Origin of the sequence: Thermococcus chitonophagus (assembly GCF_002214605.1) — an archaeon.
In the GTDB taxonomy this organism is placed as follows: domain Archaea; phylum Methanobacteriota_B; class Thermococci; order Thermococcales; family Thermococcaceae; genus Pyrococcus; species Pyrococcus chitonophagus.
Genome location: NZ_CP015193.1, coordinates 318,785 through 345,653, shown reverse-complemented (window position 1 = coordinate 345,653; position 26,869 = coordinate 318,785). Strand labels below are relative to the sequence as shown.

Here is a 26,869-nt window from a genome sequence, read left to right as displayed (position 1 = left end):
ATGTGGTTAAGGTTAAAGAAAAAGAAGAAGAGAAACAAAAGACATCAAAGCTTATAGCTAAATATCCAACACTAAAAGCTGGAATTACTCTTATCCTGACACTTATATTTGCGTGGTATGGATTCCATATAAGGCATCTAACAGCCGGAAAGTACTTCCCAGATCCTGACACCTTCTATCACTTTGAAATTTACAAGTTAGTATTGAAAGAAGGTCTGCCTAAATATTATCCGCTCTCTGATGCACCGTTTGGGAGTCTAATTGCAGAACCCCTTGGTCTTTACCTTCTTCCCGCGACATTTTACAAGATCATCTCGGTATTTGGATATAATGAATTCCAGGCATTTCTCCTATGGCCACCCTTTGTAGGCTTCCTAAGTATCCTGGGAGTTTATCTGCTTGGAAGAAAATTAGTCAACGACTGGACCGGACTGTGGGCAGCGGCAATCTTGGCAGTTTCAACCGCGAACTTCTCAAGAACGTTCTCAGGAAACGCAAGAGGTGATGGGCCTTTCATGATGATATTCACCTTCTCCCTAGTGGCACTGCTGTACTACCTATATGAGACCAGCACAAGGAAGAAAATTGTGTGGGGAGTACTCTTTGTTGGCCTAGCATCACTTTCAACTGCCGCATGGAACGGATCTCCCTTTGGACTTATGGTCCTCATTGGGTTTGCCTCCCTACAGACAATCGCACTCTTTATCTTTGGAAAGATTGAGGAGGTAAAAAAGTTTGTCAAAGAATTTTATCCAGCATATTTGGCCATCTTAATCGTTGCGTATCTCCTCACAATCCCAGGAATATCAAGGATACAGGGGTTTGTTAGGTTTGCATTTGAAGTTTACCTAGGACTGATATTCCTCGCAGTAGTGATGCTCTACGGCGGGAAGTACCTCAACTACTCAGATAAAAAGCACAGATTTGCAGTTGTTGCTATCATAGTCCTTATAGGATTTGCAGGGGCATACGCCTACGTTGGTCCAAAGCTCTTCAGATTGATGGGTGGTGCATATCAATCAACTCAAGTTTACCAGACAGTTCAGGAACTCGCTAAGACTAGGATGAGCGATGTAAAAGCGTATTATGGAGTAGAGAAGGGGAATGGACTGATATTCTTCCTCAGCATCCCAGGATTCCTGGCAATGGCCATAGCGTATATAGTCGGACTCTGGAAAAGAGGGGAAAGCCAGCATAAAGAGCTCCTCGGAATAATATTCTACATAATGTCCCTATACCTAATGTCCCTAGCGGTTAGATTCCTATTCCTTGCAAGCTATGCGATCGCGATATTTGCGGGAGCTTCAATAGGATATGCCCTCGAAATCGTTGAGAAGATGAAAGAGAATATAGGGATAAAAGCTGCATTTGCAATAGTTGTCTCAATAATGGTTCTCCTAATCCCCTTAACAAATGGCCCTGTTCTTGCAAGATCAGCTAAGGCCATCAGCAAGACAGAGGTCGAAACGACAGGATGGGAACAAGTGCTAAAGTGGCTGAGGGACAATACACCAAAGTACTCCACAGCAACGTCATGGTGGGATTATGGATATTGGATAGAGTCGAGCCTACTAGGAAACAGAAGGGCCAGTGCAGATGGAGGACACGCAAGAGATAGAGATCATATCCTCGCATTATTCTTAGCGAGAGATGGCAACATTAGCGAGGTGGACTTTGAAAGCTGGGAGCTCAACTATTTCCTAATATACCTCAACGATTGGGTGAAGTTCAATGCAATAAGCTACCTCGGCGGCGCAATAACAAGGAAAGAATACCAGGGGGATGAAGAAGGGAGAGGCCAGGTTTCAACAATTATACCAGTTCCAAAGTTCGGTGAGGCGTACATAAATCCATACATGAGAATTTCTATCCAGATTTTGAATACTTCGGTCAGGGTTAGGATAGGATCCGCAGAGTGTAGTCCCATGCTAACGGTTTTCATCCCAGGAAATCAAAAGCTTAAAGGGACAGGGGCCTGTGATAACGGAGGTAGCTTCCCGTACATCGTCTACATCTTGCCAAACATGGCGATCATGACTTACTACAAAGTTGCCACAAGCAACTTCCTAAAACTCGCTTACGGTATCCCCGCGTCAAAAGAGCCCGAATTTACCGAGAAGCTATTTTCAAACTTCAGACCAGTCTACCAGTATGGAAACGTCATTGTGTATAAGTTTACCCCATTTGCAATATATAAGATTCAGGAGCTCGTTAATGGCACGTGGAAGACAATAACTAGTCTAACCCCAGGTACTCATACGCTAAAACTCTACATCTCAGCCTTCGGAAGGGACATTAGGAATGCAACGCTCTATGTGGAGGCTGTAAACGGTACTAACGTCAAAAGGATTGAAATAGGAAGAATCGAATACATGAACCACTTACACGAGACCCCCATAGTAGTTAACGTCACGCTACCGCAAGCAGAGAAGTACAGGTTCATACTCGTTCAGAAAGGCCCAGTCGGAGTTCTTACCGGACCCCCAAAAGTGAATGGAGAAATAGCCAATCCAATAAGGATACTAAACGAGGGACAGTCAGGGAAGCTCGAATTGAAAGTCGGAGTACACAAAGACTACAAAGCTGACTTGTACTTAAGAGTCACCTTCATATACCTCGTGAGGGAGGGTGGCAAGAGCAACGACGATTACAACGCTGCATTCGAACCACACATGGATGTATTCTTCGCTACAAAGGTTAAGTCTGGAGTAGAGCTACACAAGGGAGATGACAACATCATCATTGCAAATGCGAAAATGCCCGAGGGCATAATCTCCAATTACAAAGATGAACTCAAGAAGAAGTACGGAGACAAATTGATAATAAGGGGAATCAGAGTTGAACCAGTATTTATAGCAGAGAAGCAGTACATACTAGGAGAGGTCAGAGCATCGGCTCCTCATCACAGCTCAGAGTGAGGGAAAAATTCATCATCCCCTTCTCCTTTACTTTTAAAAATTTAAAAATATTCAGGCCTCTTTAAGGCCAATATCAAGGAGCTTCATATAGGCATACCAAGCTTTATCTTGAAGAACAAATACTCCCTCAAGCTGCAATGGAATCGGAAGAGATGAAGTGAGCACAGCATAACCTTTCGCACTACCCTGACCAGTAAAGGAGTACGTCCACTCAACTTTTGAAGTCCTGAATTTATGGCCGGCAACTACAACTGTACCCTGGGGAGTTATCCTGTAGTTGTAAGATATGCCCATGTAAGAGAACGACTCTTCAGCAGGTGTGTAAAGGTTCTCCTCTTCCAAAGCCGACCAAAACGGAAACTGATACACTGCGAAAAAGCTCCCATATAAGTTTTCAACTTCCTCCGAATTGGCAAACCAGCCAAGATCCCCATTTTCATAAGGCATGTAATTGTAATTTCCAACGCCGGCAGGATTGTACATCTCATAAATTTTGTCTCCGCTGACGAGTCTTATAGCAACGAAGTTCTGACCTGCAAATATCATTGTGGCCGGAACGGGGAAAGTGAAGTACATGTCCATAACGTCGGACTCACCGTTCGTCCAAACGTAAACCTCAAGTACATCCCCGCTCTTGGGGATGAGTTTCGTGTAGTATTCGTAGACCTCATACTCCCCAACCCTAACTTTCTCAATCTCACCACTCTCGGAGTTGAAGTTGGAACCATAAACTTCTATTTTCGTCTTTTTCCTCTCCTTTATTACCGTGTACTCCTTAACTTCCCCAGATCCCGGATACCTAATCCTGTACTCGTACTTCAGGGAAGTTATGTAGTACTTTTTACCGTCAAGTTCTACGGGCTTGGAAACATCCCAAGGAGAAGCCCAAGACCCATAATCTTCCTGGGTTTCTGACTGGGTACTCTCTTCCTGGGTCGTTGTCTCCTGAACTTCTGATTCCGTAGGTATTTTGGTAGGAACGTTACCCCCAATACAGCCGCTGATCGTTAGAACAGCGACTGCAAGGGCCAACAATACAACAAATTTTTTCAAACTTAACACCTCCAAGGCCCCAGAAGAGGAGCCTTAAAAATTTCTAAGCATTTGAAGTTTATACAGATTTCGCAAAGTTTTATATTTCCAAAGGTAAAAGCTAAGCATGGGCCCGGCTCCCGCCCTCTCCGGGGAATCGTGAACCGGGGGTTCCGGCCGGGCCTACAGGGGATGAAGAGCTTTTGCTTTGCTGAGAAGATGATGACCACGCCCTTCGCTGACCTGCTTTTTTGACAAATATTCTTGGAAAATTTTGAACAAATAACCGAAGGGCTTATATAGAAGGGTCAAGAAGAAGGCCCAGTTAAGGTGATGCTCATGATCGAGAAGACATACTGTGAAGAGGTAAAACCAGAACTCGACGGCCAAAAGGTCAGGCTCGCGGGATGGGTATACAGCAACATGAGGGTAGGCAAGAAGATATTCCTGTGGATTAGGGACTCAACTGGAATAGTTCAGACTGTAATTGCCAAAAACGTAGTTGGAGATGAGGTTTTCGAAAAGGCCAAGAAGCTCGGGAGAGAGTCAAGCGTTATAGTGGAGGGAATAGTTAAAGCCGACGAGAGGGCCCCAGGAGGGGCAGAAGTCCACGTTGAAAAGCTTGAGGTAATACAGGCTGTGAGTGAGTTTCCAATCCCTGAGAACCCAGAGCAGGCAAGTCCCGAGTTGTTGCTCGACTATAGGCACCTCCACATAAGAACACCCAAGGTCTCAGCTATAATGAAGGTCAAGGAAACCCTGATTATGGCGGCGAGAGATTGGCTCCTGAAGAACGGATGGCATGAAGTATTCCCACCAATACTAGTAACTGGGGCTGTAGAAGGAGGAGCAACCCTGTTCAAACTCAAGTACTTCGACAAGTACGCCTATCTAAGCCAATCCGCTCAACTATATTTGGAGGCTGCAATCTTCGGCCTCGAGAAGGTCTGGTCACTAACTCCAAGCTTTAGGGCAGAGAAGAGCAGGACCAGAAGGCACCTAACCGAGTTCTGGCACCTGGAGCTTGAAGGGGCCTGGATGGATCTCTGGGACATAATGAAAGTTGAGGAGGAACTAGTGAGCTACATGGTTCAGAGAACGCTCGAGCTTAGAAAAAAGGAGATAGAGATGTTTAGGGACGATTTAACAACGCTGAAAAACACAGAGCCACCGTTCCCGAGGATAAGCTACGATGAGGCCATAGAGATCCTTCAGAGCAAAGGCGTGAATATTGAGTGGGGAGATGACATGGGAGCAGATGAAGAGAGAGTTCTTACGGAGGAGTTTGACAGGCCGTTTTTCGTTTACGGCTATCCAAAGCACATTAAGGCCTTCTACATGAAGGAAGATCCCCAGGATCCCAGGAAAGTGTTAGCTGCAGACATGCTAGCTCCGGAAGGCTACGGAGAGATAATCGGAGGATCGGAGAGGGAAGACAACTACGATAAGCTCGTTCAGAGGATAATAGAGGAAGGAATGGATCCCAAAGACTACGAGTGGTACCTTGACCTGAGGAAGTACGGCTCAGTGCCGCACAGCGGCTTTGGTTTAGGCGTTGAGAGGCTGGTTGCGTGGGTTCTGAAGCTTGACCACATAAGGTGGGCCACCCTCTTCCCAAGGACTCCGGCTAGAATTTACCCATGAGAATTGTGACCTCAATGGTTTTCTTTTCCTTAACTTTATTTCCGAAGTAACCTGCTAGAACTAAAAAAGGAGCACTCACAGCGATTCCAAGGGCCGTTGAGTGAGTGTAGTCACTCACAAACGCAAAGGAGAGCGCACAGAGCAAGATCATCGTTACCTCAAGTATCCTGAACTTTCTAGCGTTTCCGCTGTAGTTCTCAAAGGCGTCTAAAACAGTCCCAAAGTATATCAGCCCAATTGAAGCCAGAGCTAGAAAATAAACCCACCCACCAACTTTTAGATAAGCCAGCGCAAAGAACAAAACCCCCACAATGACCCCAATTACCTGCAAAGTCTTTCCAATTTTCATGAATTAGAATTCACGAACTACCCTTAAAAATATTGTCAACGTCTGAAGACAACTTCAACTAGAGGATCGGGAATGAAGTACCCACCGTCTCTCTTTTCGAGATAGCCGTAACGAACTAAATTCTTGAGCAAGTCGGAAAATCTTTTGTCATCGATTTTCCCGCTTATTAGTTCAAGCTTTTCCTCTATTTCACTCTACCTATGAGTTCCCTGGGCAACTATCTTCATTATGAGTTCATACCTCTTTGATAAATAGCCGAGATACCTAATTGTACCCGTAGAGCGTTAACCATCCAACAATACCATCAAGCTCCTCAACGGCCTCTCTTATCTCTTCTTCTGGAACTTCGAGGTTTAACTCCTCAAATCCCTTCCTTAAGGAATCATAACTCTCCGCCTGATTTCGGCATAGGGCCTTCCAAAAGGGGTGATTCTGGATCAATGTAGCCTGAGAAAGTCCTCAAGCAATCCCACCTCAGATCCCGTTAGGATGAAGGTTACGTTTTCAAGCCCATCTATAGCCCAAGAAATTAGCATATCATACCCTGTTCTTGAGAACCTAAGGTACTGAGCTTCATCACTTCAATAGCTTATGCCAAATCTGCCCATAGAGTTCAACCTCTCAAGGATTTCGGAGAGACTTACCTCATGGGTTACCTCAAACTCCACTCCAAGAACTTTTACACCTTTTATGCTCCTCAAGATCTCTCGAACTTTTTCGGAAGGTGAATATTTAACCAATTCGCTGAGGATCTCCCTGACTACTTCTTCTTTTGGAATTTCACCAAACTCAGAATATATCTTGGCAGCATCAATCTTAACACTTGAATATTTAGTTTCATTTAATGCGACGTTGATCAATGAGCTCTTTCCAGGCCTTCTGATGCCGAAAATCGCAATAAATCTAATCTTTTTTTGATGAACTCCTTTATGGATTCGAGCTCATATTCCCCGTCATGACTTCCTCCCCGGCCTGAAGGACGAGACTTTCGAGAGAAAAATGTAACATTAAATTCCATGGATATAAACGTTTAGAAATCAAACGCCCATTTTGGATACTCCCCAGTTAAACATGCCATGCAGAGCTTGTCGGTACCAACAGCCCTCTTTAATCCTTCAACGCTCAAGTAAGCTAAAGAATCAGCCCCTATCTCTCTCTTTATATCATCAATGCTCCTCCACGCTGCAATAAGCTCATACCTCGTTGGAATGTCAATCCCCATGTAGCAGGGATACCTTATTGGCGGAGAGGCTATCCTAACGTGCACCTCCTTAGCCCCAGCATCCCTTAGCATTTTCACTATTCTCGTCATGGTTGTGCCCCTAACTATGGAATCGTCAACAAGCACTACCCTCCTCCCATCTACAACTTCCTTAACTGGCGAAAGCTTCAGTTTTACCTTCAAGCCCCTACCCGCAGGCATTATAAAAGTCCTCCCAATGTAACGGTTCTTTATCAATCCTTCCATGTATGGAATTCCGCTCTCATGGGCGAACCCTAATGCGGCGGTTCTTCCCGAGTCGGGGACAGCAATAACGACGTCACCGTCAGCAGGGCTCTCCCTGGCGAGCTCAACGCCCATCCTGTAGCGGGCACAGTAAACGCTTATCCCGTCAATAATGCTGTCGGGCCTTGCAAAGTATATGTACTCAAAGACACAGTGCCTTCTCTCAGCCTTTGCAATAACTTTGCTATAAGCGTCACCCTCTTCAACAACAAAAACTTCCCCAGGCTCAACGTCTCTTGTTTCAAGCCCGAACATCTTAAGGGCAGAGTCCTCAGAGGCAAAATAATGGCCATCACCAATGCCATAGCTTAAAGGCCTAAAACCAACTGGATCTCTCGCAACTATTAGCTTCCCATTAAAGAGCATGACGATTGAGTAAGCCCCTCTAACTTCGTTGAAAACCTTTCTCATTGCTTCGAACTCATCCTTAAGCTCGCTGTAGTGCCTCAGAAAAGAGACACCAATGAGCTCGGTATCAACGGAAGATCTAAACCTAAAGCCCTCCTCCTCATACCTTCTCCTCACGGGGAGGAAATTAGTCAGGGTGCCGTTATGAACTATTGCAAGTCTATAACCGCAACACTCAACCTCAAGGGGCTGAACCTCGCTCAGCGATCCGGATGTTGAGTACCTCACATGACCTATTGCAAGCCTGGACTTAGCACCATTTAGGGAGTTCTCTTTGAAGACTTCAGAAACTAACCCGTGGCCCTTAACGGTCTTAATCCCACCATTCCAAAAGCTGATCCCCGCCCCCTCCTGACCCCTATGCTGAAGTGCGATGAGAGCGAAATATGCCTTTTTAGGGGCTTCCTGGGTTAACGCCCCAAATATCCCGCACTTTTCTCTCATTATTTCACCTCTCCCTGTTTTGCCAACTATATGTTTAAAAACTCTTAAAAGGATTATGATTTTTACATAAACATGGTGAAAATTATGGACATATACGAGGGAAAGGCAAAGAAAATGATACCAATTGACGAGGACAAATTCATCATGGAGTTTAAGGATGATGCAACGGCATTTGATGGAGTTAAAAAAGCCAAATTCAAGGGAAAGGGATGGCTGAATGCCCAAATTTCCGCGAGATTATTTAAACTCCTTGAGGAGCACGGTATAAAGACCCATTTCATAGGTGTTGCTGGAGATAACAGGCTGATAGTTGAGAGGCTCAAGATGTACCCAATCGAAGTTGTAGTGAGAAACGTTGTCGCAGGAAGCTTAAAGAAAAGGCTCCCCCTGCCAGAAGGTTACGAGTTGCCAGAACCTATCGTCGAGCTGTATTATAAGAGCGATGAGCTCCATGATCCAATGATAAATTACTACCACGCAAAGATTCTAGGCGTCAGCGAGGAAGAGATTAAAGAGATGGAAAGAATAGCCCTTAAGGTTAATGAAATATTGAAAAGGTACTTCGCTGAGAGAGGAATAATACTCGTGGACTTCAAGCTCGAGTTCGGAAAGAACAAGAAAGGTGAAATAGTACTGGCCGACGAGATAAGCCCAGACACGTGCAGGTTCTGGGATGCCGAAACTAAGAAGAGCTTAGACAAAGACGTATTCAGGTTCGATAAGGGAGACCTAATCGAGGCGTACAGGGAACTCTATAAGAGGCTCACAGGCGAGGAAGCACCAACTTTCTGAGAAAGTTTATTACCTCCTTTCCCAATTAATTTCGGTGATACCATGGAGTACAAGATAGAACACAGGCCAAGTTTCTCCCTTTTAGAGATTCAACTCGGCCCTGGAGAGGCTGTCCAAGCTGAAGCTGGAGCAATGGTTTATATGGATCCAACGGTTTCTTTAGAGACCAAAGCAAGGGGAGGAATATTCGGAGCACTTAAAAGGTCAATCCTTGGTGGAGAGAGCTTCTTCGTTAACGTTTTCAGGGGCCCAGGAAAAGTTGGATTTGCCCCGGGGTATCCTGGGGATATAATAGGGCTCGAGATAGATGGAAAGCTGTACGCACAGAGCGGAGCATTCATAGCTGCTTCAGAAAACATAGATATAGATGTTAAGTTTGGTGGAGCCACAACCTTCATCGGAAGGGAAGGAGTATTTCTCTTGGAGATGAGGGGTAGAGGGATGGTGTTCCTATCAAGCTATGGAGCAATTCAAAAGATCTCGCTCAATGGAGAAAGCCTTATCGTAGACACAGGACACATGGTGGCATTTACAGAAGGAATAGACTTCACGATAAAAAGAGTTGGAGGGCTTAAAAGCACCCTCTTTAGCGGTGAAGGTCTAGTGTTTGAGTTCAGAGGTACTGGGGATGTTTACATACAGACTAGGAGCTTAGATGGATTCTTAAGCTGGATACTGCCATATCTTCCGAAATCTTAGTAGAACCATATCCTGTTCCCCTTTACTTTTAGATAACCCAATGTCTGCAACTCCTTGAGTAAGTCTTCAATGGCATCTTCGTCGAAGTATATCCTCATTGTTGCCTTGTCCCCCTCAAAGTTGATTGGCTCCATAGACAGGAGAACATCCAAAAGTTCATCCTTTCTCCTTATTTCCTTCACAAGGGCAAGTATTACCTGAGCCAGTGCACTCTTGGCGACCCCCGAAATGGTGGACTCAAGGAGAGACTCCTCATCGGTGTACTCCTCTGCTATCTCCAAAGCTTTTTGAATTGCCTCAAGCTCGACTTCCATTATCTCTACATAGTACCGCTTTACGAGCTTTACTTCTGTAACTAATTTACCTCCAGCCTCTTCGAGCTCCTCTATTTTGTCCCAGACTTCCTCTATCGGCAAATCAACTTCAATTTCAAGTTCTTCCAAAGGGACTTCCTTCACCAGCTTTATCTTTTCATCCCCAGTAATTTCTATTGCCCCAGCTTTCTCAAGCGCCTCAAGAACCTCCACAACAGTTGGATCATCTATCAGCTCTTCAAATGAAAGTTCACGCTCCTTAAGTTTCTCCATGAGCGAATTAAATACACTTTCAATTTCTTCAAGTCTAGTTCTAACCTCCTCAACGCTTATTCCACCAAATTCGGAGAATTTCTTTTTTATACTAACCACATGAGATATCTCCCAACCTAACTCCTCCTTCGTCTTATTCATTATCCCTGCCTTGCTCAAAACCCTCGAAAGCTCGTTCATGTACTCTCTCGATGGAACTTCGACTCTCATCAGCTTCACCTTCAAACAACTTTCTCAAGGGATATCCAAGCATTCTCTTAACTTCCTCCACTTCAGAGTTATCAACCTTATCCCTGTTAGCATAGAGATAGAGGGAGTACGCTATAACCTTAGGATCGCCAACGCCAGAGTTTTCCAATGCCTTAGATAACAGGGGATCCTTAAGAACTTCATCCGCAAGCTTAGTTATATCCTCCCTACTTCCTTTCTCTATGGCTTCTTTGAGTCTGGAGTAGAACTTACTGACTTTCCTATATTCATCGATTTTCTCTCTAATATCTCCAGTTCCCTCCTCTCCCTTTCTCCTCCCAAAGAAGAGCATGAGTATCAGGAGGGCCAAGAACGCCAAGAGAAGGTACATGATACTCTCAATGTTTATACCGAGTACCTTGAAGCGAGCTCTGAAGAATGCCAACACAAGAATCTCCAGGAGAAGCATGACTATGAAAAGGATGTAAATGTAACCCTCCCTGTTCCTGCTAAGTCTAGATCCATACTTCGAGGAAAGGGAAGATGCCTGCCTCTCCAGCACATCCTCCAAAACTTTTGCCCTCTCTTCGAACTTTTTGGCCTCAATCTCAAGTTCCTTGATTACCATCAACCTACATTAGCGAAGGTGATATTAAACATTACCGCGCAACTTGGAATGGTGGTCTAGGATGATAAAGATAGATCTCAGTGGAAGGCTTGCATTTACAACGGCATCAAGCAAGGGGATAGGGTTTGGAGTGGCAAAAGTTCTGGCAATTGCGGGGGCTGACGTGATACTTCTCTCGAGAAATAAGGATAACTTAGAGAAGGCCAAAGAAAAAATTAAGGAGGTCGCAAACGTTAACGTTTCATACATAGTAGCCGATTTAACCAAGAGGGAGGATCTCGCAAGAGCAGTTAGAGAGGTCAAGGACATTGGCGATCCAGATATCTTCTTCTATTCTACTGGAGGGCCAAAGCCGGGGTACTTCATGGAGATGACTATGGAAGACTGGGAGAATGCCGTTGATCTTCTCCTATATCCAGCGGTTTACATGACAAAAGAGCTCGTCCCAGGAATGGAAAGAAAGAAGTTCGGCAGAATAATCTACCTAACGAGCGTTGCAATTAAGGAGCCAATTCCAAACATCGCACTGAGTAATGTGGTTAGGATTTCACTAGCAGGTCTCGTGAGGACGCTGGCAAAGGAGCTTGGGCCTAAAGGAATAACCGTTAATGGGATAATGCCTGGGATAATAGAAACAGACAGAGTGATACAGCTCGCAAAGGACAAAGCTGAGAGAGAGGGTAAAACTCTCGAGGAAGCCCTAAAAGACTATGCAAGCCCAATTCCACTTGGAAGGCTAGGAAAGCCGGAGGAGATAGGTTATCTCGTAGCGTTCCTAGCGAGTGATCTTGGATCCTATATAAACGGTGCAATGATACCTGTCGACGGTGGGAGGTTAAACTCGGTATTCTGAGTTAACTTTTAATTATTTTTAACTTTACATAGCCTGGAGGGGTTAAGGAAAGATGGAAGATATCGAAGAGTTTAGGTACGAACCTAAGAGTGTAAAAGAGATATTCATAGAAATGAAGAACACTGTCGAGCTCATGATTGACCTTGCATATGCCTCAATACTCTTTGGAGACAAAGAGATAGCAGAAGAAGTTCTAGAACTCGAAGAAAGAATGGATTTACTGAACTATCAGCTAATGACCCATACAGTTCTTGCAGCGAGGAATGTTAAAGAGGCAGAACAAGCAACTACCATACTCCAGATGGCAAATGCAATAGAGGACATATCAAATGCTGCAGGTGACTTAGCAAAGATGGTTCTTGAGGGAGTTGAGCTACACCCAATAATAAAGGAAACTATTTTGGAGGGAGAAGAAGTAATTGGGAGAATAGTTGTCTCCCCAGACTCTATACTAGTTGGAAGAACACTAGGAGAACTTGAACTTGCCAGCAACACAGGAGTTTGGATTATAGCTGTCAGGAGAGGAAAGAGATGGATATTTGGACCTGATAAGGAGTTTAAGATAAGAGCAGGAGATATACTCATAGGTAGAGGAACTAGGACATCAATAGATCAACTGAAGGAAATTGCAAGAGGGGTAATCAGGGTGATAGGAAATGAAAGAGTTAGAAGAGATTAAGGACTGTTTAATCGAAATGAAGAATCTTTCCTCTCTAATGGTGGACTTAGCGCTTTCCTCCGTTATGTACAATAGCGAGGAGATAGCGGAGGAAGTTTATCTTCTTGAGGAGAAAATTGATGAGCTAACGCTAAAAGTGAAAAAGTTAGCATTAAGGGCAGCAAAAAACCTGGATGATCCCGAAAGCATGCTAAGTGTTATAGAAATGGCCACGATAAACGAGCAGATAAGTGATTCCGCTTACGAAATTGCAGATATAGTACTGAGAGATGTCGAGCCTCACCCAATAATAAGAAAGATAATGCATGATGTTGAGGAAGAGATTGGAAGAGTTAAGGTTCATGCAGGCTCAATATTAATCGGACAAACCCTTAAACAGTTAAAACTGCCCTCAAAGATTGGAGTGAGGCTGATAGCAATCAAGAGAGGGAACAGATACATATACAATCCCTCTAGCGATGAAACAATAAAAGAGGGAGACGTCTTAATAGCGGTTGGAGCGGGGATAGATAAGCTTAGAGAGCTTTCAAATGAGAAGTCAGAGGAGGAAGAAGAGCTAGAATAGCTCTCTCTTAATATTTTCAAGCTCAACCATCTCAGAACTCGGAAAGTTGTAAGGCTCTTTGCCAGGTCTCTCGTTATAGTAAGGCCTGTTGCACCAGGGACATCCCTGGGTTACGAAGGCCATTGGATTAACTATATCCCTGGGAAATCCCACTAAGTTACCATCTTCATCGAACTCAAAATCCTCTAAAGTTGCTTTTCCTGTCTTTATGAGATAGTGAGCCCACTGAATCCGGCGGTACCTCTTTACGGGGGGAGATGCGTGATTCTCAAGTGGAGTCCCCTTGATTGGTGTAAACGCAAATAGGGACACAATACCTCCTCTCTCGTACACCTCAGCTATATTCTCAACGACTTGGGACAAATCAAACGCTGGCCACGTGACCCTTGAGAGCTTATCGGCACTTGCTCTGCTTGATCTCGCCTGGGGGCAGAACTTACAATCGTTCAAGCATTTACCCTCATAGTATGTCATTAAATAGGCCGTAGTCGGCCTCGCAAGGAGTTTAGCTTTTATCAGACCCATAGCAATTGCAGTTCCGTAAGATACCCTAACCTTCATTCTTATCCCTCCACAAGAGAGGAACATTTACCAAAATTATTGAAATTAGCGGAAGGAAAGCTATAACAGGGAACACTCCCTCATATCCCCTAAGTTGGGCGACATAGCCCAGTACAACCTGGCCCGAGAGCATTCCCAAATCAAAGAACATCGTATATATGCTTGACCCCATCGTCCTTATCTTTTGGGGTAGCCTCGCCAAAGCCATGAACTGGAGGGCTGGAAGAGAAAGCCCAAAACCAAGCCCAGACACAACCGCAGGAACATAAGAGTAAGGGGGGAACTTAAACTTGAGCAGAGAAAGATACCCCAAGAAGATTATGAAGATTCCAAACCTCGCAACGGGAATTGGTCCAATCTTATCAGCACTCTTGCCGCCAACTATTCTTGTAAGAAACGATGAAAAGCCCATCAACATCATATAGAAGCCAAAAACACTCTGACCCAACCCCGAAACTTTGTACAGAGCTGGTAAAAAGGTAACTACGCCTGAGTAAGCCATCGATATGAAAAAGAGTGCAAGGGAAGCTGAAACAAAGAAGGGCCTTAAGAGCTTTCTATAGCCCACATTCTCTTCATGCTTATCTATATGGATCTCCCCGATCTCTCTCCACACAAAGAGCACGAAAAGCGCGCCAAGTATAGAAAACGAGATCGTTAAAGCGAAAGCAAATGTAAAGCCAAACTTATCCGATACGAAGCCTCCAATTGCAGGTCCCACAATGTTCCCCAGGGAAAACATCATACCCCTCCAACCAAGAGCTTCACCAACCCTGCCCCTAGGTGCCAGATCTACAGCAGAGGAGAGAGATGAAGGGAAGAAAATACCCATAGCAAAACCATGAATTGCTCTCCCCACTGCAAAGACCGTTATACTTCCAGAAAGACCCGAGAATATGTACAAAAAACCAGCTACTATACCCAGGACATTGCCAAGGAACATCGCATGAAACCTGTATCCCTTATCCCCCACGTAGCCACCAAACAGCTTAGACACAAGGGAGACACCGCTTGCAACTCCCGCAACTAACCCAACGAGGAAGGGCTGAGCTCCCAAGGTTATCGCATAAGGGGAAATCAGGGGATTAAGGAGGCTTATTCCCAGGAAAAAGAAGAACGTTGAGAAGTTAAGGAACCATAGATACTTAAAACTTCCCACTAAACACCAGCCTCCGGCTCTTCCATGCCCTCCTTCATGTAGGCGTAGCTCATATGCTTAGTGTTCTTGGCAAAACCTACATTTCCCTGGGAGTCCACCATTATTATCCCCATCGTATCCTTGCCGAAGTACTTGGTCGCAAGGCTTATCGCGGCATCACTTGCAGTCTGAGCGTCCATTCCTAAACGAACAAAATCAGTAGCAGTCTTGGCTAGGACTAGTCTTATCGCAACCTCTCCAAGTCCAGTGCACGAGGCCCCGGCAACTTCATTTGCATAAGTTCCAGCGCCAATTATTGGCGTGTCTCCAACCCTTCCAAACATCTTCAGGAATACTCCTCCAGTAGAAGTTCCCGCCACAACCTCCTCGCCGTCGAAAGCTACAGCCCCAACTGTGCTCCTTAACACCTCAGGATATTCCCGTATAAGCTCTCCAAGTTTCTTCCAGTGCCTAACCTCACCTTTTAAGAGCTTTTCTTTAAGCTCAGCCCACTGCTTCTTTCTCTCCTCGGTTATCGGATCATACTCTGGAAAACCCATTAGCCTCGCGAACTTAACGGCACCCTCACCAATTAAGAGAACGTGATCGGTTTTCTCCATAACCTTCCTCGCCACGCTTATTGGATTCTTAACCCCCCATATGCCAGCAACTGCACCAGCCTCAAGCGTCTTACCTCGCATTATGGCAGCATCCATTTCCACTTTTCCATCTATGGTAAGAACACTGCCCGTTCCTGCGTTAAAGAGGGGGTTATCTTCGAGAACCTTCACGGCCTCCTCAACCGCATCTAAGGCAGAACCCTTCTTTAATTCCCTCCATCCGGCTAAAACGGCCTTCTTGACTCCTTCAATGACTTTAGGTATTCTGCCTTCCTTTCTTATAGTACCAGCTCCCCCATGAACGATTATCGCGACCATCTTTATCCCTACATTTAACAATATCGAAAGGTTAAAAGAATTATGGAAACGCTAACTTATTGCCATATTGATTATCGTTTCACCTATGTTCTCCAGGTACTCAAGAATCCTTCTGTAGCTATCCATTGCTATAGAAGCCCTGTAATCTATTTTCTTAGCCTCTTCACTAAGCTCGAGCATTAATTTGTCAACTTTCTCCAAATCTCTTGTTTCCACTTGAGACAACATTTCGGTAAATTTCTCTATGAGATAAGGAACGTTAATATCGCTTGGATTTTCGGCTATCCTTATTATGTGATCACCTATCCTCTCAATGTTCCTCGCTATCAAGAGAACACCTATCAAATCAAACGTCCTCCTTATTATACCACTTTCCTCGCTGACCCCCCTCTTAGATAATAACCTGTTTACGGCCCTAATTATAAGGAAGTAGAACCTGTCAAGCTCGTTCTCCAGATCATTTATGTCCCTTAGCAACTCCTTATTCTTTGGATCTTGGATTATTAGCTCAAGATCACCAAACATCGACTTAACTATTGACTCCATTCTACCAAGTAATTCGGCAAGGTTTATCTCATCTTCATCCAGTAAGCTTTTAGCAACTATCTTCTGAGGCTCATCAAGTATTATCTCAACCCCAGGAAGGCTCTGCAATGTCTTCCTAACTGCGACTTTATATAGAGGCATTTCATCTCTGAGGATAATCTCTATAGTATCATACCCCTGAATATATGCTGATATGACAAGCCTAACAGCCATATCAGGGGAGAACTTCTTGCATATTTTAAGGGTCTTCTTAAGTCCATGATCTTTTGGTTTCCCCGGAAAAATCGTTATACTGCCATCGGGATTCACTGTAAGAGAAACAATGTCTCCCTGCTTTAGTCCATGCTCTTTAACCCACGACTTCGGGAGGGAGACTATATACGAACTCCTGCCAGTGAACTGTATTTTTCTAAACTCCATAGATTTCACCATAGTATATTTAGATACCATAATCAATAAATAGTTCACTTCGATAATCTTATAAACGCTATGACATTCGTTACAAACATGGAGAAGGACGTCCCAGTGCTGGTCATTGCAACCGCCGTAGGCCAGCTCTTCCTCCAGTTTTCCTGGTTCATAATGCCCTTCTACCTCAAAGCATTAGGCTACGGAATGGATAAAATGGGTATCCTCTTCTCAATTCAAACCCTAACGGGGGGACTTTTCTTTCTCCTTGCAGGTCAGATATCATTAAGGATCGGATACAAGAAAACATTGATAGTGGCAGCTATCCTGGGGGCACTTGGGAGAGTACTTCAAATTCTAGCATTCAACTTCCTAACGCTCATCGCGGGATTCTTTTTAGTAGGCATAAATATGGGGCTGAGGGATCCAAATTATTCAGCCCTTTTAAGTGAGAAAGTTTCAAGTGAAGAAGAGAGACACAAGTTATTCTCGTACTCCTTCGGCCTCGGAACCCTTGCAAATGCCCTTGGGGTTCTTGTTGCGGGATATTTGCCGGGATACCTCATGAGCAACGGCATGCCCAAAGAAATTGCATACAGGGTCATATTATCTCTAGCCCTTATTCAGTTTGCAATTGTCCTTCCCGCGTTGGCCATAATAAAGGACGTTCCCGTAAGAGAGCAGAAGATTAAGTGGAGAAGAGATTTGATAGTTAAGATCCTCAAATTCTCCCTGCCAAGCGCCATAATAGGTCTTGGGGCAGGGATAACGATACCTTTCATGAGCATCTACTTCAACATGCGCTTTGGAAGGAACATTAGAGACATAAGCTGGGTGTTCTTTGGCCAGCAACTCGTCATGGGACTTGGCTCATTCCTCCTTCCAAAGCTCGTCAATAGAATAGGCCCCGTTAAGGTCATTACATACTTCCAGTGGAGCGCGGCATTCCTCTTCCTTATCTTCCCCTCCCTACCAACTTTCCTTCTGGCAGCGATCGTTTACGTGATTCGCTCAATATTGATGAATATAGTGTGGCCGGTAAACGACTCATTCATGATGGGATTCTTCTCAACGGAAGAAAAAGCAACAGCAGCAGGAATAAGGAGAGCATTTTCAACGTTTATGAGGGCCTTAGGCAACTATACCGGTGGTGTCCTGTTTGCTGTGTCCTTAGCCTACCCCTTCTATGCAACAGCAATTCTGTACATCCTTGCAACGGCCATGTTCTACGCGTTCTTCATTCGGCATAACGACTGAGCTCAATTCCCCTTTCCAAAGCCTTGAAGTTTATCTCCCAGAGCTTCTCCCTCAGCGTAAGTTTTATGCCCTCAATCAAGCTCTCCTTCTTTAAAGGCAATAAGCCCTTACCATAGGCATAGCCAAGCATGACTACCCCGAGGGTCCTGGGGTTTATCTTATCTGCCTCGGCCTGAAAGTTCATCATGTCAACCTTGCATATCTTCGCGATTGCACTCTTAATTTCGTCGAGCTCAGGATACTTCTCTTTCCCGACTAAGGTAGTTGCCGTGTGGATTGGGTAGGCATTTATTATAGCATAACTATCTCTACCCAGGAACCTTGCGTTTCTTAGAGCCTCCACAGGCTCAAGGGCAAGCATCAAGTTGGCCTTTCCCTCCTCTATCAGGGGAGAGTAAACATTCTCGCCAAATCTTAAATAGCTGAGGACGCTACCATAACGCTGACTCATTCCCAAAGTTTCACCAATTCTAACCCTGTAGCCCTCGACCATCGCCGCGTTCCCTATTATCCTCGAGAGCGTCAAACCTCCTTGACCGCCAACCCCAGCTATAATCAAGTTGAACTCCATTTCACTCACCAAAAATACTTGGCAAATGTAAAATATAAAGTTAAAGCTCAAGCCTCTCAAAGATCTTAAGCTTATCCTTCTCCTTTAGATAAACCCAGTCGAAGATGCTTCCAGAGCTCTCCCTAAGCCTCAGGACATCAACTAGCTCTTTGTACACCCCTCCAGCAATGCCGTTTGCTATTATTGCACTACCCTCTGCGGCTTCTTTGGCCTTAGCCCTGCTCTCTAGCTTCCTCACCTCAACACTAAAGCCGTACTTGGAGAATGCATCCTCCAGTACATCCTTAACGTCCTTGAAGAATTCCGGAATTCTCGAGAATCTACCGCTCAGGTATATTGCCTCCGGTTTTACTGAAGGGAGCAAAGTGAAGACATCCTTAACTATGGCCTCTACCATTGCGTTGTAGCCTTTAGCCACCCTCTCATCGGTTTTAGCAAGCTTAACAAACTCTTCTGGAGTTATTGTGAAGGGATCGATGCCAGCTATGTAAGCCGAGCCTCCTTCAAACAATATTAGCTTGCCGAAGTCATCTAAAGCATTAGCTAATGCATAGGCAAGCTCAGAGTCCATGAAGCCCATGCCCAAGTAGCCCGGAAAGCCCGCGGTTCCAGCCATTGCATCAACTATTTGCCCGTTCTTAACGGCCATCGCCGATGTGTAAGCAAAGCCTATCTCAACCGCTATCAGGTTAACCCTATTGTAGGGAACCCCTTCCTTCTCTGAGTGCCTAACTATTGAAAGCGCCACTGTGAAAACCTTATCAGCGGTTCCAAGGTCAATTCTGTTGGCCTTCCTCCACTCCGGAACCGTAGGGAGATGAATGACCCCAGGAGTGAAGTATATGTTTAGATCTTGAGCCTCCCTCATGAGAACCATTAGCTCCCTTAAGCCAACTATCTTGAGCCTCCTCTCAACGTCAGCTCTCGTTATGAACGTCGCCAAGGCTATCTCTTCATCTGTTGCCTCCCTTGCAGGCTTTAGAGGGATTCCATAACCGCAGGGACCAACGATGGCATCTATCTTTCCATGCTCCTCTTGAACCTGCCTAAGGATGTCAATTATTATCCTGGGGTTCCTCGTTACCTCGTTCCTGTCCACGGCAACATCAATTATGACCTCGTTCGTTTCATCATCGAACCCGAATATGTCCATGCTCTTGGTTCCAGAATCTATACCTACAGCCTTAACCATCTTGCACCACCATTATCCGCTTTAGTTATGAAAACTTCACCGCCGTCCCCATTCTCTTCCAAAAATGCCTTCAATTTACCCACGCATTCCTCAGCTTTCTTTCTACTATCCGTTAGCCCGTAAAAGGTTGGACCCCAGCTGGTTTGACATGCACAATAAAGGTCTTCAAGCATTATCTTTATCCCCTCGTTAACGAGATCGCAACAGTAAACGTTCTCCTGATAGTCACTCCAGAACTCACCTAAGAGGTGGTTGAACTGGTAGAGACCCTCTCCAAAAGTTCTGATGTCCTTATCAACGAACGCCGGGAGGATCTTCATCAGAACTATTCTTGAAAGCCTATCAGCTAGTTCCGGAGGCATCTTCTTCAGGTTTTCAAGTATCTCATCCTCCCTCTTTCTCACCTCCGCCAGAACTTTTCGAGGGGTTTCAGGAATGGCAACTACAAAGAGCCAGTTCTCGGGAACTTCTCCCCTAAATATTAGGGGGGGAACTACCTTCTCTCTCTTATCAACTGGAAAACCCCCTTCAACTATAAACCCACCAACCTTTACAGCGTAGAGGCCGAGGGCAGTTATCAAACCTCTCCTCACCGTTAGCGCGATATCCTCCCATGATAAGTTTAGACCGAAGAGCTCGCTGACGGCCTTTCCCAAGCTTAAGGCCAAGGTTGTGTGAAAGCCTACCCCGACCCACTTTGGAATGTAATGCTTAACCTCTATTTCAACTGGAGGGAACTCGTACTTCTCTCTCAACCTCTCAAGGAACTTTAAAGCATCTTCATCGTTCGTTTTATCCTTCCCTGCCTCCCTGACCTCTATTTCCAGGTAAGGGTACTCTATCGCAAAGCCAAGTGTCCCAAATAGCCTCCCCATATCGCCGCTTAAATCGGGATTTCCCGTGTGAAGATGAGCAGGGGCCCTAACTTTTATCACCATTAAACATCCCCATCCATGTTACACATGGTAATTTAAAGGTATAGCGAAAGATTAATACAATTGAAAATCAAACTTTCTCACATGGGGTTTGAAGAATACTATCGAGCATTTCCCACCTATACTGATTTAAAATCCCAAGAATATAGAAAGAGGTTAGACGACCTCGAACCACTTTTAATTAAATACATGAAAAGGAAGGGAAAGGTTCTAGACTTAGCCTGTGGTGTCGGAGGGTTCTCGTTTCTCCTCGAAGATCATGGATTTGAGGTAGTAGGTATTGACATAAGCGAGGACATGATAGCGAGAGCCAAAAGGTACGCCCAAGAGCGGGAGTCCAAAGTTGAGTTCATCCTCGGAGACGCTAAAAACTTGCCCTTCAATGATAGAGATTTTGACTACGTCATATTTATAGACAGCCTAGTCCACTTCACACCCTTAGAGCTCAATCAAGTCTTTAAAGAGGTAAGGAGAGTCCTTAAGCCCGATGGAAAGTTCATAATCCAGTTCACTGACTTAAGGGAGCTCCTTCCAAGACTAAAGGAAAGTCTCGTAGTCGGACAGGAGTATTGGATAAGCAAGATAATTCCAGATCAAGAAGAAAAAACCGTTGTACTAGAGTTCCAGAGCGAGAATAACTCCTTCAGGGTAAGGTTTAACATTTGGGGCAAAACTGCGGTGGAACTACTCGGCAAGCTGTACTTCAGGAAGGAAGCCCAGGAGAAAATAAACGACTACTCATACCTCATAGTCTATCAGCTCAAGTGACTTCTTGAATACATCAAGATGATTTCCAAAGGCCTCGTACATCTTAACCCTCGAAGCTCTATCAAGGAACTCTCCAAGGTTCTTCATCATAGCCTCATTTACAGGCATGTTTAACGGCTGAGGCTCGTAGTAGTCCACTCCCTTTATTAAAGCGGTAGAAAAGTACCACAGGCTCTTCTTGACCTTTCTTCCTTTGACGGGTGAAAAGCTCGCCCCTTTACAGTTGAAGGCAGAGTGAAGGATTATGATTACGTTAATTCTAACCCTTCCAAGGATTTTACGTCTATCCTCCGAATCTATCTCTTTGACCCTGTACCCACTTCTCGTGAGAGAATCATAGGATAACCTCACATTGTACAGATCCTCTATCCTGGGATCATAAATCAGGACGGTAGTTCCGCCAACTATTCTCAGGCTCTTTGCATCGACAACAGTATTCTCCGTGCTTAATACCGTAAGTCCATAGGAGAGGGAAAGGGTAGAGATCGTGCTCTTTCCAGTGTGCGGGTAGCCAACAAAGAGGATCCCCTTCCTCCCGTCCGAAACTGCCACCGAGTCTGTAATGAATATCCTCCCGGTCTTAGCCCCAGCTCTTGCAACAGCTTGAAGAAGGAAGAAAACGGGAGCCTCATTCTCATATGCCTCTGGAACCTGAGACTCCACGAGATACTCATCTACCCCATTATAGTCGTAGAGGTAGTTCAAGACCCTAAATCCCTCGCCCTTAACCCTCTTGACTACCACATGAGGATCTCCATTCCTCGGAAAAACATCAGGAAGGTACCTTCTAGCAAAAGAAGTTAGGAAACCTTCCTCAAAACCATCATCAAGCTCCCCTTCAAACTTAACGTTTATTCCTCCAACTCCTATCATTGTTGTTAAATTGACAAGGAGAAAATAAAAAGTTAAGCCTCCAACCTAAGCCTCCTAATCACGAACTTTCTGTCAAGTGATGCTAAGAAGCTGGCGAGCCTTGGACCCCTCTCCCTTCCAATGAACACCTTGTAGAGGGTCGAGAACCAACTCTTGCTCGGTATCCCCCTCTTCTTCGCAACATCGTATAGGACGTTGTTTAGCTCATCGATAGTAAACGCTTCACGACCCTCCAACCACTGGGCAACCTCAAGCATAGCCTCCCTTATCTCCTCTGGAATTTCAATTTCGGGAGGCTTGTCAAGTATTACAAACTTCACATCATCGGGCGCGTACTTTTCCACCCAATTCTTGGCCAGCTTTATCCTGAGCTTAATCCTCTCCAAGTCCTGGTAGTCCAGAGCCTTAGGAACGTGCCCCTGGGAGATTAAAGTTGATATTATCTTTTCCTCCGTCATATGGGGTAGCTGAACAAGAACGGCCAAGAATCTGAAGGGAGCCTGAGCTATTAACCTCTCGGGCTTCTTTGGCATTGAAAGCTCATAAGTCCTCTTAAGCTCTTCGACATCACCCTTTCCCTTCTCAACTCCAAAGTATATTCTCTCGACCTTATCAAATTCATCATATAAGTTGAGTAAGCCAAGACCAAGGTCAATCTTGATCTCCTTATTTGGCCTGTGCCTTGCGTAGATGAACCTGACGAGACCCGGCTCGAGAACCTCATATAGGTCACTCAAGAGAATGACGTTGCCCTTACTTCCGCTCATCTTGCCCTTTTGCCCCTTGATACCAACGAACTCGTACATTAGAGTTAGAGGAGCCTCCTTTCCATACACTTTCTTTATTATGTCCTTACCAGTATCATAGCTTGAGCCAGCAGCCAAATGATCCTTTCCAGCTGGTTCAAAGTCAACCCCAAAGTGGGCCCAGCGCATTGGCCAGTCTACCCTCCACCTCAGCTTAACGTTCCCATCCCTTATATCAGTCCAGCCCTCGTGACCCTCTGGGCACCTGAACTTGACCTTCCACTCCCCATCCCATTCAATTATTTCGGACTCTTTCCTGTGCTCCGGACAGTAAACCATTGCCGGCCACCAGTTCTCGGGCAGAGGAGGTTGCTTAGCTATCTCCCTGTACTTGTTAAGGATAGCCATAATTTTCCCCCTGTTCTCAAAGGCTTTCCTAATTTCCTCTGAATACTCACCTTTCTTGTAGAGCTCACTCGCATAAAGGAAGTCAACTTCCATCCCCAGCTTTTCCACCTCGCTCTCAAACAAATCCATGAAGTGCTCCGCATAGCTGTCATGACAGCCCCAGGGATCTGGAACTTCCCTAACGGGCATTCCCAAGTACTCCTTCCATTCCTGGGGGACGTTCTTTGGAACTTTCCTGAATCTATCGTAATCATCCCACATGTGGATGTGTCTGACCTTGTAGCCCCTATCCCTCAGGGCGTGACCAACTATGTAAGCAGTAAAGAGCTCCCTGAAGTTCCCTATGTGAACGTAACCGCTCGGCGTTATTCCACTCTCAACGACGTAAAGCTCCTTCTCTCCTCTCTCCCTGATTATCTTCTCGGCCATGTGATCGGCCCAGTGAACCATTTACACCACCCTCCGTGAATGGGAGGTTAGCTTTTAAGGATTTGCGGGGAGTTAAGATCATGTCCTGGGTTCACGTTGGAATAGCCCTAGCATCGATACTCATTGCAATAACCATAACGAAAAATCTCGGAGAGGAGTACGCTTGGGTGAACAGGAAAATAATCCACTTCTCAATAGTTCCTGCAATCCTCATGATGTACCTCGGGCTTATAGAGGCCAAGATTTTCTCGACGTTTGCTTTCACATTCGCAGTTGGACAGCTCTCTTTCCACGTGCTAAGGAAGGAATTCGAATGGTTTCAAATCCCGGGGAACTATGGAGAAGTTTTCTTCGCATTTTCGGCTGGTGCAATAGCTCTGCTCCTCGACCAAAAATACGCTACGGCACTCTTATTAGTTATGGCCATAAGCGATGGCGTAACTGGGGTGATAAGGTTCTTCTACTTTAGGAAAAAGGGCTTTAACGTCAAGCTGAGAAAGCACTGGACAGGCAGCTTAGGCTTCTTCTTGGCTTCGCTGATAATAGCAGTAGCGTTCCTTGAGGTAACGTCAATAGCCAAAATAGCTTGGGCCCTAGTACTTACACTAGCGGAGTATCAGCCATGGCTAGATGACAACCTAGCGGTGCCACTAGCGGGGGGAGTTTTAAGTCTAATCCTGTAAAAAGAACAAAAACTAGAGAACCCACCGGACCTTCATGGAATCCTTCCTCACCTTAAGGAACTCCTCGACTAAAATCCTCCCACTCTCCTCCATGAACTCCTCAGGATCTATGCCCAGCTCTTGAAGGCCAATAGCCTTAACATCCTGGGGAACTCCCCTAGATGTCACGTTTATCCCAATGTGAATCTTGATGCTCACCGGAGACACAGTGGCAATCGAGATGCTCAGCTTCTTATCGCCAACGTATATATCATCTCCCCTTCTCTCCACCTTAACTCCTCTCTCTGAGAACAACTCGCAGAGCCTAGCTATGAACAGCTTCTGCAACACCGAGGCAAGCAAAACGTCGGGATGCCAGAAGACCTCGATTATGTAGTGGATCATATCATCGCTCTTTATCTCCTTCCTCTGCCTCAAATCCTCTATATCGACCATTTCCTCGACCTTAACGTCACACCTTCCTCTAAATACCACCAAAGAATCTCCTAGAATGCCGAAGTTCCTGTAGGCCCAGTGGCTCCTTATTGCCGAGCCATCGTAGTCAATTCTTTTGTCCTTAATTACGAGGAGCTCCATGCGATCACCTCAGCTCTACCTTAGCCAGGCCCTTGAAGTCCTCCCTATCAAGCTTGAAGGAAACTATTCCAGAGAAGGAGCTCAAGTCTATAACGTTCCTACCCTTATTAATATCAAACTCGTCATAGGTAGCATCGTTTAACGGCAAGACAAGATCGTACTCATATATTCTAAGCTTGTTATCCCTACTAGCATTTATGATGAGCCTCGGACTCCTGTAGCCATCTAGAGGAATTCCGCCAAAAGTTCCAGCATCAAGCTTCATTGCCTCAGAGGGGAACCTTAATGGAACGGTGAACCTAACTGGAGGAGATTCCTTTATAACACCGTGATCAAGGACTACGAAATCCCTATGACCCGTGTCAAAGGGCGTAGCATCTAATGCCCCAGTGTTTGGCGTGTTGCTTGTAGCGACGATTATCTTATCTCCAACCTTCTCAAGCGATGTAATTCTCGCCCCGAAGACCCCCACAATCTTGACCATTGGAGGAGTTATATAAACCAAAACGCTTGGCCCGACTATAGTGTTCGTGAACGTGTAGTACCTCAACTCCTCCTCGCTCCTAGGTTTGTAATATGCATCGTGGTGAGCGTTGAAGCCTATTAACACTCCACCGCCAAAAGGAAGCGCATTGACCCTGAAGGGAGCGTAGAAGGTATAGAAGTCAAACAGCCTCATGAATCTGAACTCTTCCTCGTTGAAGGGATTGCCAACAAAAATACCACCCCTAACGAATGCAAAGGCCCTGTTGTTTATCGAGGCCATAGCACCAAGATGTGGTTCCAAGTATTTTTCACCATCCACACTGCTCCCTAGGGAAAATCTCTCCCACTTCTCGGTAACCATGTCAAGGGCATGGATCTCCTCCAAGCCCTTCGTGTAGTTTTTGCCTATGCCAAAGAAAGCAACATCGTGAACCTGGGTTGCCTTTGGGCTTGGTCTATCATTTAGCCTTCTTATTTTTCCAGTACGCCTATTTAAAGAATAAACACCAAGGTTTTCGTGGCCATCTTCTCTGCATAATAAAAGCTCGTCAGTATAGGGGTTGTAAAGGATTTCACTGATCTCGCCGACCCACCTTTCTGGATGGTGAAGGCTTTCCTTCCATACCAGCCTTATCTTTCCGTTGGAAGTGTCGTACTCGTGGACATGGGAGTGCTTGTGGGAGAAGTCTATAATTGCATTTCCCTGGGCTTTTCCTCTGAACTTTGCGGGAGCATGAACCCAGCCACCGAAGTATATAAATTCATCAACGATCTCCACAGCGTTATATGTATCTCCTCCAGAAGTAGGCCTTGGACCGACAAGTTCGAACTCGTAAACCTTGTGGGAATCCTGAGTTACGAAGTGAGCTTCTCCCTCAAAGGCTAGTGTAAAATACAGGGTCTCGTTGTGATATCTTAAGCCAAAAATTCCTCCGCTTCCCCATTCTGGACCATATCTTGGAGGGTATCTTTCAAGTTTCTCAAGAATCATCTTATCACCAAAAGTGTATCAGAATAGGTACTTAAGAACTTGAGGGCCGCGCATAGGCGGGTGGCCTGT

The 26,869-nt window shown here is 45.2% G+C and carries 28 protein-coding genes; 10 read left to right on the top strand and 18 right to left on the bottom strand.

Features of this window, described 5'->3' with window-relative positions; translation table 11 throughout:
• Nucleotides 1-2 precede the first annotated feature (2 nt).
• The gene (locus A3L04_RS01920) at nucleotides 3-2,918 is read left to right on the top strand and encodes a peptide transporter (protein WP_068576219.1); all 2,916 of its coding nucleotides are present in this window, start codon (nucleotides 3-5) and stop codon (nucleotides 2,916-2,918) included.
• 51 nt (nucleotides 2,919-2,969) lie between these two features.
• Here the strand turns inward: A3L04_RS01920 and A3L04_RS01915 are convergent, their stop codons facing one another.
• Nucleotides 2,970-3,971, bottom strand: coding sequence for a hypothetical protein (locus A3L04_RS01915; protein WP_068576217.1), 1,002 nt, complete (start codon nucleotides 3,969-3,971; stop codon nucleotides 2,970-2,972).
• Nucleotides 3,972-4,289: 318 nt separating this feature from the next.
• On the opposite strand from A3L04_RS01915, the gene asnS reads away from it, so the two are divergent.
• The gene (gene asnS, locus A3L04_RS01910) at nucleotides 4,290-5,594 is read left to right on the top strand and encodes an asparagine--tRNA ligase (protein ID WP_068576215.1); all 1,305 of its coding nucleotides are present in this window, start codon (nucleotides 4,290-4,292) and stop codon (nucleotides 5,592-5,594) included.
• Here asnS and A3L04_RS01905 read toward each other — a convergent pair.
• From A3L04_RS01905 to purF, 4 genes are all read right to left on the bottom strand, one after another.
• A complete protein-coding gene (locus tag A3L04_RS01905; protein ID WP_068576213.1) occupies nucleotides 5,578-5,943 on the bottom strand; it encodes a hypothetical protein in 366 nt (121 codons plus the stop codon). The two genes, asnS and A3L04_RS01905, sit on opposite strands and share 17 nt — an antisense overlap.
• 264 nt (nucleotides 5,944-6,207) lie before the next feature.
• The gene (locus A3L04_RS11200; protein WP_231963838.1) at nucleotides 6,208-6,384 is read right to left on the bottom strand and encodes a hypothetical protein; all 177 of its coding nucleotides are present in this window, start codon (nucleotides 6,382-6,384) and stop codon (nucleotides 6,208-6,210) included.
• A 140-nt stretch (nucleotides 6,385-6,524) separates the two neighbouring features.
• Nucleotides 6,525-6,803 carry a hypothetical protein gene (locus A3L04_RS11195; RefSeq protein ID WP_231963836.1) on the bottom strand — a complete coding sequence of 93 codons (279 nt, stop codon included), beginning with the start codon at nucleotides 6,801-6,803 and terminating at the stop codon, nucleotides 6,525-6,527.
• A 170-nt stretch (nucleotides 6,804-6,973) separates the two neighbouring features.
• Nucleotides 6,974-8,302 (bottom strand): amidophosphoribosyltransferase, encoded by a 1,329-nt coding sequence (purF, locus tag A3L04_RS01895; RefSeq protein ID WP_068576211.1) that lies wholly within the window; start codon nucleotides 8,300-8,302, stop codon nucleotides 6,974-6,976.
• A gap of 84 nt (nucleotides 8,303-8,386) precedes the next feature.
• Here purF and purC point away from each other — a divergent pair, with 84 nt between their 5' ends.
• Together purC and A3L04_RS01885 are read left to right on the top strand one after the other, a co-directional pair.
• Nucleotides 8,387-9,094 (top strand): phosphoribosylaminoimidazolesuccinocarboxamide synthase, encoded by a 708-nt coding sequence (purC, locus tag A3L04_RS01890; protein WP_068576209.1) that lies wholly within the window; start codon nucleotides 8,387-8,389, stop codon nucleotides 9,092-9,094.
• 42 nt (nucleotides 9,095-9,136) lie between these two features.
• Nucleotides 9,137-9,793, top strand: coding sequence for a TIGR00266 family protein (locus A3L04_RS01885; protein ID WP_068576207.1), 657 nt, complete (start codon nucleotides 9,137-9,139; stop codon nucleotides 9,791-9,793).
• Here A3L04_RS01885 and A3L04_RS01880 read toward each other — a convergent pair.
• Together A3L04_RS01880 and A3L04_RS01875 are read right to left on the bottom strand one after the other, a co-directional pair.
• Nucleotides 9,790-10,590, bottom strand: a complete 801-nt coding sequence (locus A3L04_RS01880; protein WP_068576203.1) for a hypothetical protein — start codon at nucleotides 10,588-10,590, stop codon at nucleotides 9,790-9,792. The two genes, A3L04_RS01885 and A3L04_RS01880, sit on opposite strands and share 4 nt — an antisense overlap.
• Nucleotides 10,514-11,197 (bottom strand): hypothetical protein, encoded by a 684-nt coding sequence (locus A3L04_RS01875; RefSeq protein WP_068576201.1) that lies wholly within the window; start codon nucleotides 11,195-11,197, stop codon nucleotides 10,514-10,516. The genes A3L04_RS01880 and A3L04_RS01875 overlap by 77 nt, the downstream gene beginning before the upstream one ends.
• Nucleotides 11,198-11,258: 61 nt before the next feature.
• On the opposite strand from A3L04_RS01875, the gene A3L04_RS01870 reads away from it, so the two are divergent.
• Genes A3L04_RS01870 through A3L04_RS01860 form a run of 3 tightly spaced genes read left to right on the top strand, consistent with a single transcriptional unit; the run spans nucleotide 11,259 to nucleotide 13,294 of the window.
• A complete protein-coding gene (locus A3L04_RS01870; protein ID WP_068576199.1) occupies nucleotides 11,259-12,050 on the top strand; it encodes an SDR family oxidoreductase in 792 nt (263 codons plus the stop codon).
• A gap of 52 nt (nucleotides 12,051-12,102) precedes the next feature.
• Entirely contained in the window at nucleotides 12,103-12,729 is a 627-nt protein-coding gene (locus A3L04_RS01865) for a potassium channel family protein (protein WP_068576197.1), read from the top strand.
• Nucleotides 12,707-13,294 (top strand): potassium channel family protein, encoded by a 588-nt coding sequence (locus A3L04_RS01860; RefSeq protein ID WP_068576195.1) that lies wholly within the window; start codon nucleotides 12,707-12,709, stop codon nucleotides 13,292-13,294. The genes A3L04_RS01865 and A3L04_RS01860 overlap by 23 nt, the downstream gene beginning before the upstream one ends.
• Here the strand turns inward: A3L04_RS01860 and A3L04_RS01855 are convergent.
• From A3L04_RS01855 to A3L04_RS01840, 4 genes are read right to left on the bottom strand one after another with little or no spacing between them, the layout of a single operon-like run.
• Nucleotides 13,286-13,855 carry a hypothetical protein gene (locus A3L04_RS01855; RefSeq protein WP_068576193.1) on the bottom strand — a complete coding sequence of 190 codons (570 nt, stop codon included), beginning with the start codon at nucleotides 13,853-13,855 and terminating at the stop codon, nucleotides 13,286-13,288. The genes A3L04_RS01860 and A3L04_RS01855 overlap by 9 nt on opposite strands.
• A complete protein-coding gene (locus tag A3L04_RS01850; protein WP_068576191.1) occupies nucleotides 13,845-15,014 on the bottom strand; it encodes an MFS transporter in 1,170 nt (389 codons plus the stop codon). Before A3L04_RS01850 ends, A3L04_RS01855 begins: the two co-directional genes overlap by 11 nt.
• Nucleotides 15,014-15,931 (bottom strand): isoaspartyl peptidase/L-asparaginase family protein, encoded by a 918-nt coding sequence (locus A3L04_RS01845; protein WP_068576189.1) that lies wholly within the window; start codon nucleotides 15,929-15,931, stop codon nucleotides 15,014-15,016. Before A3L04_RS01845 ends, A3L04_RS01850 begins: the two co-directional genes overlap by 1 nt.
• Nucleotides 15,932-15,982: 51 nt before the next feature.
• Entirely contained in the window at nucleotides 15,983-16,897 is a 915-nt protein-coding gene (locus tag A3L04_RS01840; RefSeq protein WP_068576187.1) for a phosphate signaling complex PhoU family protein, read from the bottom strand.
• A gap of 87 nt (nucleotides 16,898-16,984) precedes the next feature.
• Here A3L04_RS01840 and A3L04_RS01835 point away from each other — a divergent pair, with 87 nt between their 5' ends.
• Nucleotides 16,985-18,142 carry an MFS transporter gene (locus A3L04_RS01835; RefSeq protein WP_068579436.1) on the top strand — a complete coding sequence of 386 codons (1,158 nt, stop codon included), beginning with the start codon at nucleotides 16,985-16,987 and terminating at the stop codon, nucleotides 18,140-18,142.
• Here the strand turns inward: A3L04_RS01835 and A3L04_RS01830 are convergent.
• Genes A3L04_RS01830 through A3L04_RS01820 form a run of 3 tightly spaced genes read right to left on the bottom strand, consistent with a single transcriptional unit; the run spans nucleotide 18,123 to nucleotide 20,843 of the window.
• Nucleotides 18,123-18,713, bottom strand: a complete 591-nt coding sequence (locus tag A3L04_RS01830; RefSeq protein WP_068576185.1) for an indolepyruvate oxidoreductase subunit beta — start codon at nucleotides 18,711-18,713, stop codon at nucleotides 18,123-18,125. The two genes, A3L04_RS01835 and A3L04_RS01830, sit on opposite strands and share 20 nt — an antisense overlap.
• 40 nt (nucleotides 18,714-18,753) lie before the next feature.
• The gene (locus A3L04_RS01825; RefSeq protein ID WP_068576183.1) at nucleotides 18,754-19,905 is read right to left on the bottom strand and encodes a DUF1464 family protein; all 1,152 of its coding nucleotides are present in this window, start codon (nucleotides 19,903-19,905) and stop codon (nucleotides 18,754-18,756) included.
• A complete protein-coding gene (locus A3L04_RS01820; RefSeq protein WP_068576181.1) occupies nucleotides 19,890-20,843 on the bottom strand; it encodes a beta-ribofuranosylaminobenzene 5'-phosphate synthase family protein in 954 nt (317 codons plus the stop codon). Before A3L04_RS01820 ends, A3L04_RS01825 begins: the two co-directional genes overlap by 16 nt.
• Nucleotides 20,844-20,924: 81 nt before the next feature.
• Here A3L04_RS01820 and A3L04_RS01815 point away from each other — a divergent pair, with 81 nt between their 5' ends.
• Entirely contained in the window at nucleotides 20,925-21,608 is a 684-nt protein-coding gene (locus A3L04_RS01815) for a class I SAM-dependent methyltransferase (protein ID WP_068579433.1), read from the top strand.
• Here the strand turns inward: A3L04_RS01815 and A3L04_RS01810 are convergent.
• Both A3L04_RS01810 and lysS read right to left on the bottom strand, forming a co-directional pair.
• Complete coding sequence (locus tag A3L04_RS01810) at nucleotides 21,579-22,481, bottom strand: P-loop NTPase family protein (protein ID WP_068576179.1); 903 nt, start codon at nucleotides 22,479-22,481, stop codon at nucleotides 21,579-21,581. The genes A3L04_RS01815 and A3L04_RS01810 overlap by 30 nt on opposite strands.
• A 32-nt stretch (nucleotides 22,482-22,513) precedes the next feature.
• Nucleotides 22,514-24,085 (bottom strand): lysine--tRNA ligase, encoded by a 1,572-nt coding sequence (gene lysS / locus A3L04_RS01805; RefSeq protein WP_068576177.1) that lies wholly within the window; start codon nucleotides 24,083-24,085, stop codon nucleotides 22,514-22,516.
• A 59-nt stretch (nucleotides 24,086-24,144) separates the two neighbouring features.
• On the opposite strand from lysS, the gene A3L04_RS01800 reads away from it, so the two are divergent.
• Nucleotides 24,145-24,747: a diacylglycerol/polyprenol kinase family protein gene (locus tag A3L04_RS01800; protein WP_068576175.1), complete on the top strand. Its 603-nt coding sequence runs from the start codon at nucleotides 24,145-24,147 to the stop codon at nucleotides 24,745-24,747.
• Nucleotides 24,748-24,759: 12 nt separating this feature from the next.
• Here A3L04_RS01800 and A3L04_RS01795 read toward each other — a convergent pair whose 3' ends face one another.
• Together A3L04_RS01795 and A3L04_RS01790 are read right to left on the bottom strand one after the other, a co-directional pair.
• Nucleotides 24,760-25,323, bottom strand: a complete 564-nt coding sequence (locus A3L04_RS01795) for a DUF366 family protein (RefSeq protein WP_068576173.1) — start codon at nucleotides 25,321-25,323, stop codon at nucleotides 24,760-24,762.
• Between the two features lie 4 nt (nucleotides 25,324-25,327).
• Entirely contained in the window at nucleotides 25,328-26,800 is a 1,473-nt protein-coding gene (locus tag A3L04_RS01790) for a DUF2139 domain-containing protein (protein WP_068576170.1), read from the bottom strand.
• Nucleotides 26,801-26,869: the final 69 nt, after the last annotated feature.